Below are 17,292 nucleotides of genomic sequence, written 5' to 3'. Positions count from 1 at the left end.
GTTCGTCGACATCGCCTCGCTGCTGCGGCCGGTGCGGCCGGTGCGGCCGGTGCGGCCGGTGCGGCCGGTGCGGCCGGTGCGGCCGGTGCGGCCGGTGCGGCCGGTGCGGCCGGTGCGGAGGCATATCGCAGAATATGGTGTCCTGTTTGCTCCAACATCGCCGGGCAGCCCGTCGGCATCAGTGCGCTCGGTAGTGCCCCGGCGTCATCGCCTTATGGTCGCGGTCGCTCAGCCCGGCCGGGGCACGCCGTGTTCGAGCAGGGCGAAAATCGCGTCCACAGCGGCACGGGGGTCGGGCTCGCCGCCGACGAATTGAGGAATCTCGAGAACATAGCGGGCGACAGCGCGGGCGGTGATGTCCTCGGGCGTGTGTCCGAGTTCAGCGGCGATCGCCGCGGCCAAGGGAGCCTCACACCGGATCCACAACACGCGCGAGTAGTCGCGCAGCGCGGGCGTGTTCATGATCAGCTCGGTGCGCCGACGGATCTCGGGGCTCGGATCGACGATGAACGGCCCCCGCCCCAGCATGAACTTGCGCAGTGCCACCATCAGCGACTGTCCGGCCGGGCGCTCGGTGACCGCCGCCAGCAGGGCCTCGCGACGTTCGACTCCGTCGTCGAACATCACCGCCTCTTTGCCATCGGGAACATGGCGAAACATCGTCGGCACCGAGATGTCGACCGCGTCGGCGATCTCCTTCACCCCGACCTGGTCGTAGCCCTTCTCCAGAAACAGCCGTTCGGCCGCCTCGGCGAGGCTGCGGCGGGTCTGGGAGTTCTTGCGCTCACGGCGTCCGGGCGGTTCAGCGGGCATGCGAACACGCTACCACGTATTGCAACTCACTTAAAAACGTAAGTCACTTGCGTTTGTAAATGGGTTGTGTTTTTCTGGGTGGACCAATCAGCGACAACCTCGAGAAGGGGTGATCGAAATGAACGACAACATCGACGTCGAACAGATACCGGTCCTCATCGTCGGCGGAAGCCTCGTCGGCCTGTCCGCGGCGGTTTTCCTGTCCTGGCAGGACGTGCCCGTCGTGGTGATCGACAAGCATTACGGCAGCTCGCCACACCCCCGGGCGATCGGTTTCACCACCCGCACCATCGAGCACTTCCGCCAGAGCGGCGTCGACGTGCCCACCTCGCTGCAGGGCATGAAAGCGCCGCGCCGCGCCCGCGTGGAGAGCCTGAGCGGCACCTGGATCGAGGAATACCAGTGGAGCCCCGGCAGCAAGGGCGCCTACGGCGCCGACCAGTCACCGGTCCACGCGATCGCGATCACCCAGGACAAACTCGAACCGCTGCTGCGTGAGCGAGCCCGCGAACTCGGCGCCGACTTGCGCCTGGGCACCGAACTGGTGCGCCTGACCCAGGACACCGACGGTGTCACCGCGACACTGCGCCGCCGCGAAGACGGCCACGAGTACTTCCTGCGCGCCCACTACGTCGTGGCAGCCGACGGCGCGGACAGCGCCGTGCGCACCGACCTGGGGATCGAGCGGCACGGTATCGGCCCGCTGTCGGTGCAGCGCAGCATCCTGTTCCGCGCCCCCCTCGATGAGTACCTGCAGCACGGCGTGGTCCAGTTCGAGATCGAGCAGCCCGACTTCAAGGCGTTCCTGACCACCTATTCCGATGGCCGATGGGTGCTGATGCTCTCCGATGACGTCGACCGCACCCCCGAGCAGCAGATCGAGGTGGTGCAGCGCGCGATCGGCCGGTCCGACATCCCCATCGAACTCGTCACCACCGGTCGGTGGAACCTGGCCGGGTTGATCGCCGACCACTTCTCGCAGGGACGGATCTTCCTCGCCGGAGATGCAGCACACCAACTGCCACCCAATCGCGGCGGGTACGGCGCCAACACCGGCATCGACGACGTGCACAACCTGGCTTGGAAACTGACCGCGGTGATCTCGGGCGCGTCGGACCCGCGGCTGCTGGACACCTACGACGCCGAGCGCCGCCCGACCGCGGACCTGCGTCACGACCAGCTGTTCGCCCGCGCCGACTACAAGGCCTTCCTGAAGGTCGATACCTCCGACACCCCGGTGCTCGACGACTCCGCCATCGAGTTAGGACAGCTGTACCGCTCAACTGCGGTGCTGGGTGCCGATGCGTCCTTGCCGCCGGCGCAGCGACCCGAACAGTGGGCGGGGCAGCCCGGTACCCGCGCCCCCCACCAGTGGGTGCGGCGTGGCGACGACAAATGCTCCACCCTCGACCTGATCGAGCGCGACTGGGTCCTGCTCTCGGCCGATGAACGCTGGCGCCTCGCGGCCGCCCGGGCAACCGCTGCGCTGGACATTCAAGTCGATTTCGAGCAGGCCGGAACCGATATCGAGTTCGACGAGCACCAGGTGTTCGAGCACACCTACGGCATCGAGTCCTCCGGCGCCACCCTGATCCGCCCCGACGGCTACATCGCCTGGCGTACCCCCGTCGCACCGCAGGATCCCGGCCGGGAACTGACGCAAGCCCTGGCCTGTGTCGCCGCAGCCACCCGCACCAATGCCACCGAAGACTGAGGTGATCACGATGAACGCCACACTGGAACAACGGATCCTGCGGTTGGAAGATCTCGAAGAGATCCGACATCTGACCGCGCGCTACGCCGACGCCATCAACAAGGGATGGAAGGGCAAAACCGTCGATCTCGACACCGTCGCCCAGGTATTCGCCGCCGACGCGCACTGGGAAAGCCACGAGGGCGAAGTCACCGTCGGCATCGATGCGATCCTCGCCGTCTTGCCTGCCGCCACCTCGGTCGTGGAGTTCTCGATGCACGCCTTCGTGAACCCGATCATCCTCGTCGACGGTGACACCGCGACAGGACATTGGCTGATGTGGGTCGCCTCGGTGATCGCCGACGATCCCCGCGCGGTGTACATGAGCGCCGACATGACCTACATCCGAACAGAACACGGCTGGCGCATCCACACCGTCAAGGTCGACTACGGCACCAAACTCTCCACCGCTGACTCAGCAGACGGGGCACAACAAGCCCGAACGTAAGCCCAGCACAGGACCGATCGGCGTCCCCGAGCCGGTGCAAGGCCCGCCGGCGCGTTCGTTGCCGCCTCCGACCCTTTCACGGCGGAGGTGGCGTCAGCCGAGATCGTCGAGTAGCCGGCAACACCCACACCGCACGAACCGACGCGAGGCTGTACCCGGGCAACCGGGTACGGCCTCGTCGCGCACGTGCCGCTCGCCCTGCCATGGAAGCGGCTGCCCGGACCGATCACCGTCGACAGCGCAAACGTGCCGAACGCGCAATCGTGTGTGGCGAACCGACTTCAGCGAATTCGAGACGACCGGTGGGGGGATCCGGCGTTCTGTCCGGTGATCGCCTACAGGCGGCACGACCACGTGGGCTTCTCACAAATGATCAGATGCGAGAGTTCTGCGACAGCCTCCGGATTACCGTGTGACCGCAGGCCGCCATTCGCAAAAGTCCTCTCGAAACCCGCACCTTGTGCGAGATACTTCGGAGAGACTTTTTTCCATGGCGCTGACCCCCGATCAAGCCGCATCGGCAGTAGAACAGCACGCCCGAAATGCGACGCGCCCGCCAGCAGGGCGTGTCACACGCCGCGCTTCGTCCTCGTGCCCGCGCTGCGCGAGGAACTCGACGTACCGGTGCCCGCCGATCGTCGGCCCGGCCGGAGCTGGATTCAGGCCCAACGCTCACCGTGGTCCCGACACGGCGACCGAACGGCCCGTGCGGATCGGCTACGCCAGGACATCGACTGCCCGCCAAGAGCTGGCGAGTCAACTCGAAGCCCTACGAAAGGCGCAGTGCCACAAGATCTTTCACGAGCAGATCAGCACCCGCATCAAGGTTCGGCCCGAACCGGAGAAGGCGCTCGCGCTGGCCCACCACTTCAAACAAGCAGCGCCCGACACACCGGTCATCTTGACCGTCCACGAACTCAAACGCCTGGCCCGCAACGCCGCCGAGCTGATGACGCTGTCCGCCGACCTCCAGACCGGCAGCATCGCACTCGAACTGCTCACCGGCCCGCTCACCGGCATCTATGACCCCAACGGCATGGGCGCGATGTTTTCGCGGTCCTCGCCGTCGCCGCGCAGATCGAACGCAACTACATCCGGGAAAAGACCCTCGAGGGCCAGATCATCGCCGCCGCCAAAGGAAACCATGGCGGCCGGCCCAAAGTCATCGGGCGTCATCGGTTCGCGGGGGCGGCGGATGCAGGCGGGTTTGGGCCGCATCGGCAGGTCCTCGTCCGCGGCGGTCTGCTCGGCTTGAGCGAGTGCCCGGTACAGGGACGCGACGGAGGGATGCTTGCCGGGGTTCTTCCCTGGTCGCCACGATGAACGCGATCACGGCGACCATGACGGCGACCGCGACCGACACCACGATCCACACCGAACGACGTTGCGGGGCTGTTATTTTCGGATTCACAGCGGGTCGGCATCGGCAGTCTCGCGCGGGCCCTGGTCGAGCCGTAACGGCGGATACTCATCCCGCAGCAGCGCGGCGTAGGCAAGTACGCGATACAGCCAGCGATTGATGCCGATCACGAAATCGAAGAGGCGACGCGGATATTTGGCCGTGAACAGCAGGATCACGGCGGCGATCAGCACGAGCACACCGAGCAGCGGGATGGTGTTGGCGCCGCCGTTGTCGTCGCTGCCGCCGAAGCTCACGCCACCGCCGGTCATGGCCAATACCACCAGGTAGTGCGGGATCGCCAACAACCACCACTTCACCAGAACCAGCCCGCGCGAGAGCTGTTCGGGATAGTCGACGTCGAACTCGGCAGGATAGTCGGTACTGCGCAGGGTGAACGGCGGGTACTTGTCCGTACCAAGCGCGGCGTACGAATAGAACTGCACCCGCCAAGACCAACGGATCACCCCCACATTGAAGTCGAAGATCGCCCTCGGGTACCGGCCGGTGAACAGGATCGCGAACCCGGCGACCACGGTGAGCACGATGAAGGCGATCCATAGGAACAACAGGATGATGTAATGCGGAATCGCGAGCAGCCATTTGACCAACCACAGCCATCGCGACAGCGGCTCGTCGAGGTCGCCGCGCAGTCGGACGGGATGTGCAGAAGTCTTCTCGGGATTCATGATCGGTACTCCTAATCACTTGCGATGCACCGACTCTGACATCGATTCGAACCGGCATGCAGGGTCCGAAGGACTCCTGTTCAGGACCCTTTTCCCCTAATTCCCGCCCGGACCACACTATGTCGCGACCAACGGCAGATCCGCCATGAGCACGTCGCGGATCTTGTCCTCCAGACCGTCCAACGCCGCGCGCGAGGTGCCGACCCGCCGCGCTCCCGCGCTCGCCCAACTCCGACAGCTGGTCCCACAGCACGACGACCTCGCCGCCCAGCAAGCAGAGCTGACCGCCGCCGCCCACTGGCTGCGGGCGCCGGTCAGGACCTTCCACACCCGCAAGGAGACCATCAGGGCCAGCCACACCACAGCCGAGACGCACCCCCGGATCGATGCGGCCGTCACCGAGGTCATGCGCGCCCAGTACATGGCCGAAACCCTCGACGCGCTGATCGATGACCTGCCCCGCCACGGCGAGCAGTCCGGGCCAGCGCGAAGCCTGGTGTGGGCAAACAACTCCACATCGGCGATGTCCCCACCACCGATGAATTCGACGCACTCATCCACATCGACCGCACCACAGCGCTGGACCCCTTGAACCGACGAGCCACCGGTCGAGGGCACCATCCCAGAAGCCTCTCTCGGCTTCACTGCGAACCCGCGAGCAAGTCTCGGCGACGGCCCCGTAAGCCGCCAGGCAATCGGCATAGCCGACTCGTAGCCCACCCGCCGAACCGAGGACGAAAGTCCTCGGCGGCGGTGCCACGCGACCCGATGCCACGGGCCGACCGACTGACAGTGTTGGGGCAACCCCATCAAATCGGTCGAAGCGGAGACGAGATGACCACTCTTGCCAACCATCAGTCGATCGTCGTCGGCATCGATGGCACCGTGGGCGCGCTCGGCGCCGCCCGCTGGGCCGCCGAGCTGGCCACGCACCAGCGGGTTCCGCTGGTACTGCTCAGTGTTGTTCCCGCCCTCGACTACCGGCTCACCGCAAGCGCTCGGGCGGAGTCCGACCTACTGCCGCAGCTGCGCACCGCGGCCGAACGCAAGATCGAAGAGGCCGCCGCGGCGGTGCGCCACGATCAGCCCGAGCTGGATATCCGCCGGTTGGTCGAATACGGCGTTCCCGCACGAAAACTCATCGAAATCAGCGCTTCGGCACAGCTGATCGTCATGGGCTCGACGGCCAGCCGACTCGGCACACTACTGCTCGGCTCCACCGCGCTATCGGTGTCGAACAACGCACAGTGCCCGGTCGCGGTCTGGCGACACGACGGTGACCACCCGCGGCCCGATCGGCGACCGCTGCTGGTCGGCATCGATGGCAGTCCGGACAGCGAGTCCGCCATCGGCCACTCCTTCGAACTGGCCGCGGCACTCGGCGTCGGCATTATCGCCGTGCATGCCTGGACCGAGCCGGACCTGCTGGAATGGACCGCCGTCCCCGACACCTGGCCGATGCTCGCCGCACAAGAGCGGGAGTTGCTCGCCGAACGCCTCGCCGGTTGGAGCGAGAAGTTTCCGCAGGTCGAGGTCACCCGGGTGGTCCAGAAGGGCGCGACGGCCGCGGTGCTGCTCGAGCACGCGGCCGACGCGCAGTTGGTGCTCACCGGCAGCCACGGCCACAACCGGCTGGTTGGCATGCTGGCCGGTTCAACGAGCCAGAACCTGCTCCACCACGCGCCGTGCCCGGTCATGATCTGCCGCTCCCCCGAACGTCGCGGATAACCAGCGAAACACACTGTCCACGACGACATCCCGAACGGAGAGCACTGTGACAACCGTCCGCCCCACCCATACCGACCCGGAAGCCGCCCCGCTCGCACCGATCGCCATCGGGCTCGGGCTGATCATGCTGATCGCCGCCCTTGCGGCGCTGAACCTAATTCCCGGCTGGGCCGCCGATTATGGGACAACCCTGATCGCCATGGCTATCGTTATCCATCTCAGCCTGACCGCCTATGTATTGTGCTGGGGCGTAGCACAACTGGGCGTGATGGTGAATCGCGGTCGGCTCGAGATCCAGTGATCCTACTCGCATCCGCTGGCGAATTCCGCTGCTGGACTCGATGATACGAGTCGCAGAGTGAGGAAGGTATGGGGTGTGGCGGCGGATGAACCAGCAGCGCTGAACAGTGCCGGTCCGCAGTGAGCACGTTGATGCTGCACTATCTGGCCGCCATTGCCGTGATATTTCTGGTGAACCTGATGCCGGCGTTCGGTCCGCCCACGTCGCTGGTGCTGGTGTTGTTCAGGCTGAATTGGCACCTCGCCCCGGTCGCCCTGGTCATCATCGGCGCCTTCACCTCGGGCGCTGGTCGTTACCTGCTCGCCGCCGCGACCAACCACATCCGTGACCACCTCGGTCCACGCCGCAAAGCCGGCCTGCAAGCCGCCAACGACTACCTCACCGGCCACCGCGGCCGCTCGCTCGCCGGGCTCGCAGTGTTCCTGCTGTCTCCGCTACCGTCGGCGCAACTGTTCGAAGCGGCCGGACTGATGGGCGTTCACCTGCTCCCCGTAACCGCCGCGCACGTGCTCGGAAGACTGGTCAGCTACTCCCTCTACATGGGCGCGGCCAACGTCGCCGAACGGAATCTCGGTGCCACGTTCAGCGCCGCGCTCACCTCCCCTTACGGCATCGCCATTCAGATCGCGCTACTCACCGCTATCGTCCTGCTCGCCCGCATCGACTGGACCAAATATCTCCCGCGCCCGACGGAACGAAACCAGTGACCGTGCAAGACCTTTTCCTCCCACCGCATGCTCTCGCCGGCGGAGACGCCGAACACCTGCGGGGATATCGACCGGCAGATCGCCAGCAAAGTCGAGACCCAGGTCGGCTGAAGACCTACCGCACCTCCGTCGAGCCGTAGAACAGTTCCGAGTTGCCCGCGGGCCGAAAGGCTGCTCTCCCACCCCAGCCCGCCACAGGTCGTGATACGCATCGGCACCGCACCGCAGCATGTCGAACCCACGTCGCGCACGCTTCGTCGACCGCTCGCTGGCATCCTCACCCGCACCGCCACGTGATGCCCACACAACGGAGCATTTGGCACCGCCATGCCGGTGCCGACGGCACACCGGCTGGTCGGCGAACTGCTCGCCTGGGGAGCGCTCAGCCGCACCGAGTCGGGGGCGTTACGTCGTGGGACGCAGGCTCTGGGACATCGGTCTGCTCGTGCCCGAGCAATCGGGACTACGTCAGTTCGCCTCGCCCCACCTGCACGACCTGTATGGGCACCGCTGGCCACCGGGCACCTCGCCGTGCGCGACGGCCGACAGGTGCTCTACGTCGACCGGCTCTCCGGGCACGCCTCGGTGCCGTCGGGACGGCCACCGAGCAGAGGCCCCAGGCTCATCCCTGCCAGCACGGGGTGAACACGGTGCCATCGTTGACATTGCCGCCGATCCGAACGATCGACAACGCCGCCCCAATTCGACGCAGGCCAGGCAGATCTCGGTCGTCGATCCGCCGCGGGAACAGCCGATCGCGGAATCTCTGCGCAGCACAACGCGACATCGAAACAGACCAACCAACACCGCAAAGCAGTCCAGCCACAACCACTTTGACGACACCCCACGGCGGCGATCAAGTCGAGCCGAGTACCTGGCCCGACCCTGCCGTGCGAGGCGCTGGTGAGAGTGCAGTCCGTCCCGCAGGTGGAGGACCCGCGTGCTTCCGAGCAGGGGGTAGACAACGCTCGCAAGGCGACAAGCGCGGCAGGGTCGACCGCACGGTCGAGGAAGTGGACGGTCGCCGCGGTCAGCCGCCAGGAAAGCCGGTTCTCGAGCTATCGCCCGGACCGGCGGCGGACCCGCTCAGACCTGAGGATGTGCCTGCCGTCAACCAATCTAGAGCCCAGTGAATCCCCCACTCAAGACTTCTTCGCTTATCCGAGTCCAAGCATGTGCTTTCAGCACATCCGAAACCCCGCCATCGCCGGATCCTCCACAGTCACGACGAAATCACACATACCACAACATCATTCAAAACACGTGGCGTTAGGTGTTACTGATCGGCAGGTCCTGACCGACCGGCATTGCGGGACCTTGGTCCATCGGACCCGGTCCGATGTGCTCCTGTGCAGTCGGGGAGGCGGGTCGCAAGCTGACACGAGGCAGTCGAGTCGTCGAATGGAGTCGCAATGTCAGAAGTTGAGCGAAGCAGCGTGCTGCACCGCGTCGAAGCATTGCTGGCTCGTCGGGCGATGGTGGGATCGGTGGTGGCGATCGTACGGGCGGGAGAGTTGGAGTTCTTCTCTGGTCACGGTTTCGCGGATCTCGGCGCGCACCGGCCGATGTCGATCGATACGGTGTTACGGGTCGCGTCGATCACCAAGACGTTCACCGCGATCGGGGTGATGCAGCTGGTACAGCGGGGCCTGATCGAACTCGATGCCCCGGCCGAAAAGTACTTGCGCGCATACCCTCTCGTGCCCGCCGATCCCAGTTTTCGGCCCGCCACCGTGCGCCACCTGCTGACCCATACTGCGGGGATCGGCGAAACAGCTCATCCCACACGAGTTCTGCGGCCGGACTTCGGCGAGAGCGTGGATCCGGGCACGCCAATACCACCACTGGCGGACTATTACCGAGGCGGCCTTCGCCTGCGGGCCGAACCCGGCACTCGGTGGACCTATTCCAACCACGGGTTCGCCACGCTCGGGCAGATCATCGCTGATGTCAGTGGAATCTCGTTGGCACAGTATTTGCGCGACAATATCTTCCGACCGCTCGGCATGACCGATACTGACCTGGAACTCACGCCGAGCATGCGCGCGCGCCTCGCGACGGGCTACCACCTGCGGGGCAACGGACCGCGCGCCATCGCCCTTCGCGAGATGGTGACCGCCGGAGCCGCGTCGGCCTACTCGACGCCCCGCGACATGGCGCGCTACCTGGCCGCGCTGTCCTGCGGCGGGGCCAACGAATACGGCGAGGTCCTCGAATCCAGCACGCTGGCGACGATGTTCGAGCCGCAGTATCAGCCGGATCACCGGATACCGGGAATGGGCCTGGCCTTCTTCCGTGGTGTCGCGGGTGGTCACCGAACCGTCGAACATCAGGGCATACTGCCCGGGTTCGACTCCCAGATCTGGGTCGCGCCCGACGACGGGCTCGGGATCTTCGCCTGCACCAACGGCGCGCACCGCGCCATGCTGTGGCTGCCCGCGGCCGTCTCCGAGCTCATGAACGATGTGCTGGAGGTGCGCGCCGCCGCGATTCGAACCGATGTCGGTCACCACCCGGAGATCTGGAACGAGATCTGCGGCGACTACCGCCTGCCCGGCGCCCTCACCGATCTTCGTGCCCGTGCCATGATCGGTGCGGGGGTGCACGTCCGGATTCAGGCCGGTAGGCCGGTGCTGCGGCTGTTGACCCCGATCCCGAGCCTGCTGCGCGGACTGCCGCTGTACCCGGACGACCCCACCGATCCCTGGGTGTACCGGGTCGATCTCACCCGGTACGGCATCGGTACGGGCCGGCTCGTGTTCACACGTGACTCGGCGAGCGGCGCGATGCGCATGTGCTTCGACCTGGTCCCGATGAGCCTGCTGCGCCGCGGCGACTGATGCCGAGGAACCCGCCGCGCGGCAGCGGTCCGCACGGTCGCTGCGGCACTGGTACGGGACTGGAGGTTCCCGCGCCCTTCAGCCGAGGGACCGCATCTCGAGAAATGTCGGCAAGCACGTCGAGGACAGCACTGCGACGACTGGAATTGGCCGGAAGTCCTGGCGAGCCACCGCGTGGAACCGCACGATATCCCGGTGCCGCAGGTCCAGTGGCGGCTGATCCGACGACCGACGACTCCTGCCCGGTCGGCAGCCGCACATATTGTCGAAAGGACGTCGCCGCAGCATCTCCGGCCACATCTGCTAGGACGATTCGCGCCGCACAGCCCGGCCCGGCGGCAGCGGTTCGGGCGCGGCACAAGCGTATGGGACGGGCAGCGCCGGATGCCGATCGGCACCGGTCGTCCGTTCGAATCCGAGCCGCCGGAACTGGACGGACCGGGCAACGTCGACAGCCGGCTCGGGTGAGCCAGCGCTCGGCGACGTTCACACCTGGTCGACCGTTGATGGGCAGTTGCCCCATGATGGGCGGCCCGATGTGACATCCAGAGATTCGTTGTGCCAGTGAAGCCGAAACGCGTTGTCTACGATCAATGTTCGCGTATCGCCATCGGCGCGAATCCGGGCACGGCCACCGGCCGCGATTTGGCGTCCCACCCGATATGCGTCTCGGCGCGCAACCGATCCAACATGTAGTGGATAGTGCAGCTCGAATGCCGGTCGCTCGGAACACGTGCGGTGCCTACGATTTCCCGAAAGTGGCGGAACCCGGCAGAGCGCCGACCCTGTTGACCGCACTGTCGTCATGGCTCGCCGGGTCATGCTCCTGCTGATGATCCGCGGTGGCAACGACCGCTCACCGCGCACCGCGGACGATCATCCGCAGACCTGAGCCGCGGCCGTCACGCACCGCGCACGACGGTGATCGGGCACTCCGATCCGGGCCGGTCCAGAGCCCGAAGTAGCGGCATCGACCAAGGTCTGCTCTCCGACTGACGAATGGCTCTGTGCTCGGGTCGAAATTCGGTGAAACGTACCGGATATGAAGAGAACGACTGCTTGCGCGATCGGCATCGGCACGTATCTGGCCGGATTGGCGGTGGGCTATCAGGTGATCCTGCGTAATCGATGCCTCGAGTGGGGCTCCACCAAGGAGGAAGTGGCCAGGGCCATGCCTGGCGACGACCTGCTCACCGACCCGGATATTGTTGCCACCAGGTCGATTACGATCAACGCGGCCCCGGAGCGGATCTGGCCGTGGCTGGTCCAGATGGGCCCCGGCCGGGGCGGCGCCTACACCTACGACTGGATCGAGAACCTGCTCGGGCTGGATATGCACAGCGCCGACACCATCCTGCCGCAGTTCCAAAACCTCTCCATCGGTGACACCTTCGCGCTCGGCGATACGGGCCCGCGCATGCGGGTGGCCGTCCACGAGCCTGAGCAGGCACTGGTGTTCGCCTCCGAGGACGGGCACTGGGTGTGGGCGTTCGGGCTGTATCCGAGCGACGAGGGCACGCGATTGGTGAGCCGCAACCGCATTGCGCTGCCCAATAAGGCAGTTCCCACGCGGGTATTCAACCGGTTGATCATGGAGCCGGGAAGCTGGGTCATGGAGCGCAAGATGCTGCTCGGTTTCAAACAACGCGCCGAACGCGAACAAAAGGCCCCCGTCGTTGCGGTATCCGAGGCACCGGCCCCAGTCGGCGGGTGACCATGCGCCTTCGAGAACAGGCGCAAGGCCCTTATCGAGCGGCATATCGTGTGCTGGCCCGGGCCCGCGCCATCGGTCGGCGGCGCACCGAGCGGCTGCCGCTGTTCGCGCCACCCGGCTTGTCGCAGCTCCTGCACGCCGGGCGGATGCTGGCGGTCAGCCCGGCCGCATCCAGATCATCGCACAGATCCGCTTCGACGCGCGCCATGGCGAAGACGAAGCCGCGTGCCGCCAGGTCCACGCGCAGTTGCTCGACCGCGTCGAGCGCGGTGAGGTCGATCTCCACATTGGCCTCGGCATTGAGAACGAACCATCGCACCGGTGTCCGGCCGGGCTTGTTCCACTGGTCGACCGCGGCCAGCGCCTGATGCCGGAAGTCCTCCGCGTCGGCGAAACACAGCGGCGCGTCGTAGCGGTAGATCACCAGTCCCGGAACGGGTTTCGCATCCGGGTAATCGTCGACGTCGTGCATGCCCGCCAGCCCGGGACGAATCCGAGAATGGCGGCGTGCGCCCGCGCCGCACTGCGCAACAAGTCGAAGATCGACAGCGCGATGGCCATCAGGATCCCGTAGAGCACACCCAGTGCGAGCACCGCGACGATCGTGCCGAGCGCCAAAACGAGTTCACTTCGCCGGAAACGAGCGATCCGCCGATATTCGGCGAGGTCGCCATGGTGGTTCGGCTGCCACTGCAGCTCACCGGGAATCCGTGCAGCACACCGGCCGCCAGATTGGTCGCGCCGAGTGCGGCGAGTTCGGTGTTCACGGTGACGTGCCTGCGGGCCGGGCCGGAAAAACCTGTGCGTTCAGGACGTTATCGGAGAAGCCGACCACGGCGATACCGACTGCGGGCAAAGGCAATTGAGCAATATCGTCGGCGGCAACCCCGGCTAAGCCGGATACCGAACAGGAACGGACCCTACTCGATCTACTGGGTGAGGGACCGACGAATCGGCAGATCGCGGGCCGGATGTTCCTGGCGGAGAAGACCGTCAAAAACTGCGTCACCCGGCTGCTGACCAAGCTCGGCGTCGAGCGACGCACACAGGCGGCGGTGCTCGCCTCGAAACTCAACGTACCCACGACGTTTGAGCGAACATCATCCATATCGTGCGGTACGACATGAGGGAGACACCCGTGCGAGAATGCGGGACATGGAAGGCGAGTCAGCCGTGCCCGGCCAGATACTGGTGACGGAAACCTTGTCCCAGCTGCGACTGCGTGAGCTGCTCGCCGAGGTCCAGGATCGGATCGCCCAGATCGTCGGCGTGCGCGATCAGATGGACCGGTTGATCGAGGCGATGCTGGTGGTGACCGCCGGACTCGACCTCGACAACACGCTGCGCGCGATCGTGCACTCGGCTATCGAACTGGTCGATGCCGAATACGGGGCGCTGGGGGTGCGCGAAACCGATAAGACGAGCAACCGACTCGCCGAATTCGTCTACGAGGGCATCGACGACCGCACCCGCGTCATGATCGGCGATCTGCCACGTGGTCACGGTGTGCTCGGGCTGCTGTTCGAACAACCGAAACCCATTCGGCTGCCCGATCTTTCAAAGCACCCCTCCTCGGTTGGCTTCCCGGCCCACCATCCGCCGATGCGCACCTTCCTCGGCGTTCCGGTGAAGGTCCGCGACGAGATCTTCGGCAACCTCTATCTCACCGAGAAATCCGGTGGCCAGGAATTCACCGAGGACGACGAGGTCGTGGTGCAGGCGCTGGCGGCCGCGGCTGGTATCGCCATCGCCAACGCTCGCCTCTACGAGCAGTCCCGCATCCGCCAGCAGTGGCTCGAGGCCAACCGCGACGTCGCCACCGAACTGCTCGCCGGCGGCGAACCGGGCACTGCACTCGAACTGGTCGCCGACCGGGCCTTGACGCTCACCCAGTCGGCATACACTTTCCTGGCGCTCCCCGAGGACCCCGAAATCCCCACCGAGGACATCACCGAACTGGCGGTGGTCGCCGCTGCGGGCGTCGGCGCCGAAGAGCTCATCGGCGAGCGAATTCCCATGAGAGAGTCGCATTCCGGTGAAGCGTTCCGCAACGGAAAGATCCTCGCGGTCGACGAGTTGAGTCTCGTCCCGATCTTCGACGAACCCGCCAAGTTCGGCCCGGCACTGATCCTGCCGCTGCGGGCCGAGGATTCGGTCATCGGTGTGCTCGCCACCGTGCGGCCCGCCGGTGCGCAGCCGCTGGACGCGGCCGGGCAGTCGATGATGGCCGCCTTCTCCGACCAAGCCGCTTTGGCCTTGCAGCAGGCCAACACCCAGCGGCGGATGCGCGAACTCGACGTGCTCTCCGACCGCGACCGGATCGCCCGCGACCTGCACGATCACGTCATCCAGCGGCTCTTCGCGGTCGGCCTCTCACTACAGGGCACCGCGCAGCGAGCCCACGCACCCGAGGTCAAATCCCGACTCACCGACACCATCCAGGACATCCAGTCGATCGTGCAGGACATCCGGCACTCGATCTTCGACCTGCACAGCAGCACCGCCGCCGACACCCCCACACTGCGCAAGCGCTTACACGGGGTGATCGCGGACATGATCGGAGAAAGCGGGCTGCGCACCACGATCCGACTGGCCGGACCGGTATCGGTGCTCGCGCCGCCACTGTCCGAAGACGTCGAAGCAGTACTACGCGAAGCGGTGAGCAACGCGGTGCGACACGCATCGGCGACCACGGTATCGGTCCATCTCAGCGTCCGCGACGACGTCACCGTAGAAGTGACCGACGACGGCATCGGCGTACCCGATGACTTCGAGCGCGTGAGCGGGTTGGCGAACCTCGCGGCGCGCGCCGAGCAGGCGGGCGGGAGTTTCAGCGTGACGAAGGGCGAGAACGGGGGCACGGTGTTGCGCTGGTCGGTGCCGTTGCCCTGAGCCGGGTTGGCCAGGTGGGGTTGCCCGGGTGCTGTGCTTCGCGCGGCCGCAGCCGAGCACCAGGAGGCATGAGCGGCCTTTGGGCCCTGTGGTTCGTGACCAACGCCAGGCGTGCCACACCTCCTCGGATTCCTAACCTACGGGTAGCCGATCTATCGGAATCCGAAGGGACACCGCGCATGACCACCCAGCACCACGATGATCCACACCGGCTCGCGGTCACCAGCCATGGCCACGGCGCGATCGTCGTGGTCCGCGACACCGGCTCCGCGGACTGCTGCCCGGCTCGACCAGCAACGCGCTGGTGCAGACCGCGTACTGCCCCGTCATGATCGTCCACCCACAGTAACGCACCATCGTTCGCGCAGAAGGGCTACGAAATCACATGTCCGCCAACGCCATCAACCCCCCGGTTCTCGTCGGTATCGACGGCTCCGATGCGGCCGCCGAGGCGGTGCGCTGGGCCGCGGTCGAGGCCGCCCACCACCAGGCACCCCTGCACATCGTGTACTGCATCGGCGCACCGATGGACTTCGGTCCCGGAATCGCCTTCAACCAAATCGATTACGACACCTACCGGGCGGCCGGGGCCGCGTCTGTCGCCGCCGCACGCGAATTCGCAACCGCGGCAACCACACCCGTCGGCGAGCTCGACATCACGACCTTCGTGGTCGAGGCGCCGCCGATCCCGGTCCTGCTCGAGCGCTCCACCGACGCCCGCCTGCTGGTCGTGGGCACCCGCGGTCTCGGCGCCTTCCGGCGTGGGCTGCTCGGCTCGGTCAGCACCGCCGTGGCCCGGCACGCGCACTGCCCAGTCGCTGTCATCCCCGAACCCGAAAACTACACGCCGGACCGACTGTTGGGCCCGGTGCTGGTCGGCGTCGACGGCTCGGCGAGCAGCAGTCGCGCCATCGAGATCGCCTTCGACGAGGCCGACCGTCGCGATGTCGCGCTGCGCGCGGTACTCACCTGGTCCGAACTCAACCGCTACATCCCCCGCGCCGACTTGCAGCAAGAAGCCGAGGAACTGCTGTCGGAAAGCCTCGCGGGCTACGCCGAAAAGTATCCCGACCTCGAAGTACAGCGCGTGGTCGCCGAGGACCGACCGACCAGACGCCTACTCGCCGAATCCGCACTCGCACAACTCATCGTCGTCGGCAGCCACGGCCGCGGCGGCTTCGCGGGCATGACCCTCGGCTCGGTCAGCCAGGCCGTCCTCCACGCCATCGACTGCCCCATCATCATTGCCCGCCCACAAAACTGACCAAAGGGCATCGAGACGATCGCCGACCCCGATGAGAATCCACACCGGTCCTGCACCTCATCGAACTGACGAGAGCCGGGATCTGGCTCGGCAACACCGGGCTGCTGCTGGCCGACGCGCTACCCAGCGGTTGGGACTGCTCATCGGCTTCGTCGCCGCCATGACGGCTCTCGGCGTCGCCATTGCGGTACTGATGCGGCGCTCGGACCGGCTCGCCGACATCCGCGACGCTGCGGGCGCGATGGCCGACATCTGGCGTCACCAGTATCGGGCGGCCGTGCTATTCAGCGGCCGAGTCGGCGGCAATCGCTTATATCTCGGCTTTTCGGTTCTCGCGTTCGGCAGCAGTCCATCGGCCGCGTTGGTAGCGGCGGTCTTCCTCGGTGGGTTGGCGCTCGGCGCGGCCAGCCCGACCCCGGCCGGACTCGGCGTCGTCGAGGCGCCCTGGTGGCCGGACTCATGGTGGGCGGCGTCCCGAGCGGGCCCGCCGTCGCCGGTGTCCTCGCCTATCGTCTGGTGACCTTCTGGGTTGCCTGCCAGCTCGGGTTTCTTCTCGTTCAGAAGCCTGCAACGGCAGCACCTCCTCTGAGGAGTACGCCAAGTGGCCATGAGCCGACGCCGCTGGTCCCGAATCGGCGCCCGCACTGGCTGATCTGTATTCGGCGACGCTCAGACTCGGAGCCGAGCGTGCTATCCGCACCGGCGCGACGGCGGCGTTGAGCGCTTGCCGTCGGCCATGCCCAA

Annotated in this window: 13 protein-coding genes and 5 pseudogenes; 15 read left to right on the top strand and 3 right to left on the bottom strand. The window is 66.3% G+C overall.

Features of this window, described 5'->3' with window-relative positions:
- Positions 1-228: 228 nt before the first annotated feature.
- On the bottom strand, positions 229-813 hold the full coding sequence (locus tag ABZ293_RS34580; RefSeq protein WP_355187660.1) for a TetR/AcrR family transcriptional regulator: 585 nt from the start codon (positions 811-813) through the stop codon (positions 229-231).
- Positions 814-931: 118 nt separating this feature from the next.
- On the opposite strand from ABZ293_RS34580, the gene ABZ293_RS34575 reads away from it, so the two are divergent.
- The 3 genes from ABZ293_RS34575 to ABZ293_RS34565 all read left to right on the top strand — a co-directional run bounded on the left by ABZ293_RS34575 (position 932) and on the right by ABZ293_RS34565 (position 4,269).
- Positions 932-2,527: an FAD-dependent monooxygenase gene (locus ABZ293_RS34575; RefSeq protein WP_355187658.1), complete on the top strand. Its 1,596-nt coding sequence runs from the start codon at positions 932-934 to the stop codon at positions 2,525-2,527.
- 10 nt (positions 2,528-2,537) lie between these two features.
- A complete protein-coding gene (locus ABZ293_RS34570) occupies positions 2,538-3,014 on the top strand; it encodes a nuclear transport factor 2 family protein (protein ID WP_355187656.1) in 477 nt (158 codons plus the stop codon).
- Between the two features lie 706 nt (positions 3,015-3,720).
- Positions 3,721-4,269 carry a recombinase family protein gene (locus tag ABZ293_RS34565; RefSeq protein WP_355187654.1) on the top strand — a complete coding sequence of 183 codons (549 nt, stop codon included), beginning with the start codon at positions 3,721-3,723 and terminating at the stop codon, positions 4,267-4,269.
- A gap of 152 nt (positions 4,270-4,421) precedes the next feature.
- Here the strand turns inward: ABZ293_RS34565 and ABZ293_RS34560 are convergent.
- Positions 4,422-5,081 (bottom strand): annotated as a pseudogene (locus ABZ293_RS34560) (DUF4389 domain-containing protein); the annotation flags it as partial.
- A gap of 166 nt (positions 5,082-5,247) precedes the next feature.
- Between ABZ293_RS34560 and ABZ293_RS34555 the strand changes: the two are divergent.
- The 7 genes and pseudogenes from ABZ293_RS34555 (at position 5,248) to ABZ293_RS34525 (ending at position 12,392) form a co-directional block, all read left to right on the top strand.
- Positions 5,248-5,694: a hypothetical protein gene (locus tag ABZ293_RS34555; RefSeq protein ID WP_355187652.1), complete on the top strand. Its 447-nt coding sequence runs from the start codon at positions 5,248-5,250 to the stop codon at positions 5,692-5,694.
- 242 nt (positions 5,695-5,936) lie between these two features.
- Positions 5,937-6,830, top strand: coding sequence for a universal stress protein (locus ABZ293_RS34550; protein ID WP_355187650.1), 894 nt, complete (start codon positions 5,937-5,939; stop codon positions 6,828-6,830).
- Between the two features lie 46 nt (positions 6,831-6,876).
- On the top strand, positions 6,877-7,131 hold the full coding sequence (locus ABZ293_RS34545) for a hypothetical protein (protein WP_355187648.1): 255 nt from the start codon (positions 6,877-6,879) through the stop codon (positions 7,129-7,131).
- 119 nt (positions 7,132-7,250) lie between these two features.
- Positions 7,251-7,838: a hypothetical protein gene (locus ABZ293_RS34540; RefSeq protein WP_355187646.1), complete on the top strand. Its 588-nt coding sequence runs from the start codon at positions 7,251-7,253 to the stop codon at positions 7,836-7,838.
- A 327-nt stretch (positions 7,839-8,165) separates the two neighbouring features.
- Positions 8,166-8,429: pseudogene (locus tag ABZ293_RS34535) on the top strand (IclR family transcriptional regulator); the annotation flags it as partial.
- 821 nt (positions 8,430-9,250) lie between these two features.
- On the top strand, positions 9,251-10,678 hold the full coding sequence (locus ABZ293_RS34530; RefSeq protein ID WP_355187644.1) for a serine hydrolase domain-containing protein: 1,428 nt from the start codon (positions 9,251-9,253) through the stop codon (positions 10,676-10,678).
- A gap of 1,042 nt (positions 10,679-11,720) precedes the next feature.
- Positions 11,721-12,392, top strand: a complete 672-nt coding sequence (locus ABZ293_RS34525; protein ID WP_355187642.1) for an SRPBCC family protein — start codon at positions 11,721-11,723, stop codon at positions 12,390-12,392.
- A gap of 31 nt (positions 12,393-12,423) precedes the next feature.
- Here the strand turns inward: ABZ293_RS34525 and ABZ293_RS34520 are convergent.
- A pseudogene (locus ABZ293_RS34520) lies at positions 12,424-13,290 on the bottom strand (SulP family inorganic anion transporter); the annotation flags it as partial.
- A gap of 4 nt (positions 13,291-13,294) precedes the next feature.
- On the opposite strand from ABZ293_RS34520, the pseudogene ABZ293_RS34515 reads away from it, so the two are divergent.
- The 5 genes and pseudogenes from ABZ293_RS34515 to ABZ293_RS34495 all read left to right on the top strand — a co-directional run.
- Positions 13,295-13,519 (top strand): annotated as a pseudogene (locus tag ABZ293_RS34515) (LuxR C-terminal-related transcriptional regulator); the annotation flags it as partial.
- A 28-nt stretch (positions 13,520-13,547) separates the two neighbouring features.
- Complete coding sequence (locus ABZ293_RS34510) at positions 13,548-15,284, top strand: GAF domain-containing sensor histidine kinase (protein WP_355187640.1); 1,737 nt, start codon at positions 13,548-13,550, stop codon at positions 15,282-15,284.
- A 262-nt stretch (positions 15,285-15,546) separates the two neighbouring features.
- Positions 15,547-15,633, top strand: a pseudogene (locus ABZ293_RS34505) (universal stress protein); the annotation flags it as partial.
- 36 nt (positions 15,634-15,669) lie between these two features.
- Positions 15,670-16,548 carry a universal stress protein gene (locus ABZ293_RS34500; protein ID WP_355187638.1) on the top strand — a complete coding sequence of 293 codons (879 nt, stop codon included), beginning with the start codon at positions 15,670-15,672 and terminating at the stop codon, positions 16,546-16,548.
- A gap of 160 nt (positions 16,549-16,708) precedes the next feature.
- A complete protein-coding gene (locus ABZ293_RS34495) occupies positions 16,709-17,068 on the top strand; it encodes a hypothetical protein (RefSeq protein WP_355187637.1) in 360 nt (119 codons plus the stop codon).
- Positions 17,069-17,292: the final 224 nt, after the last annotated feature.

This window comes from Nocardia sp. NPDC005998 (genome assembly GCF_040614395.1).
GTDB lineage: Bacteria > Actinomycetota > Actinomycetes > Mycobacteriales > Mycobacteriaceae > Nocardia.
Note: the sequence above shows the minus strand (reverse complement) of the source record. Positions and strands in the feature narration are given on the sequence as shown.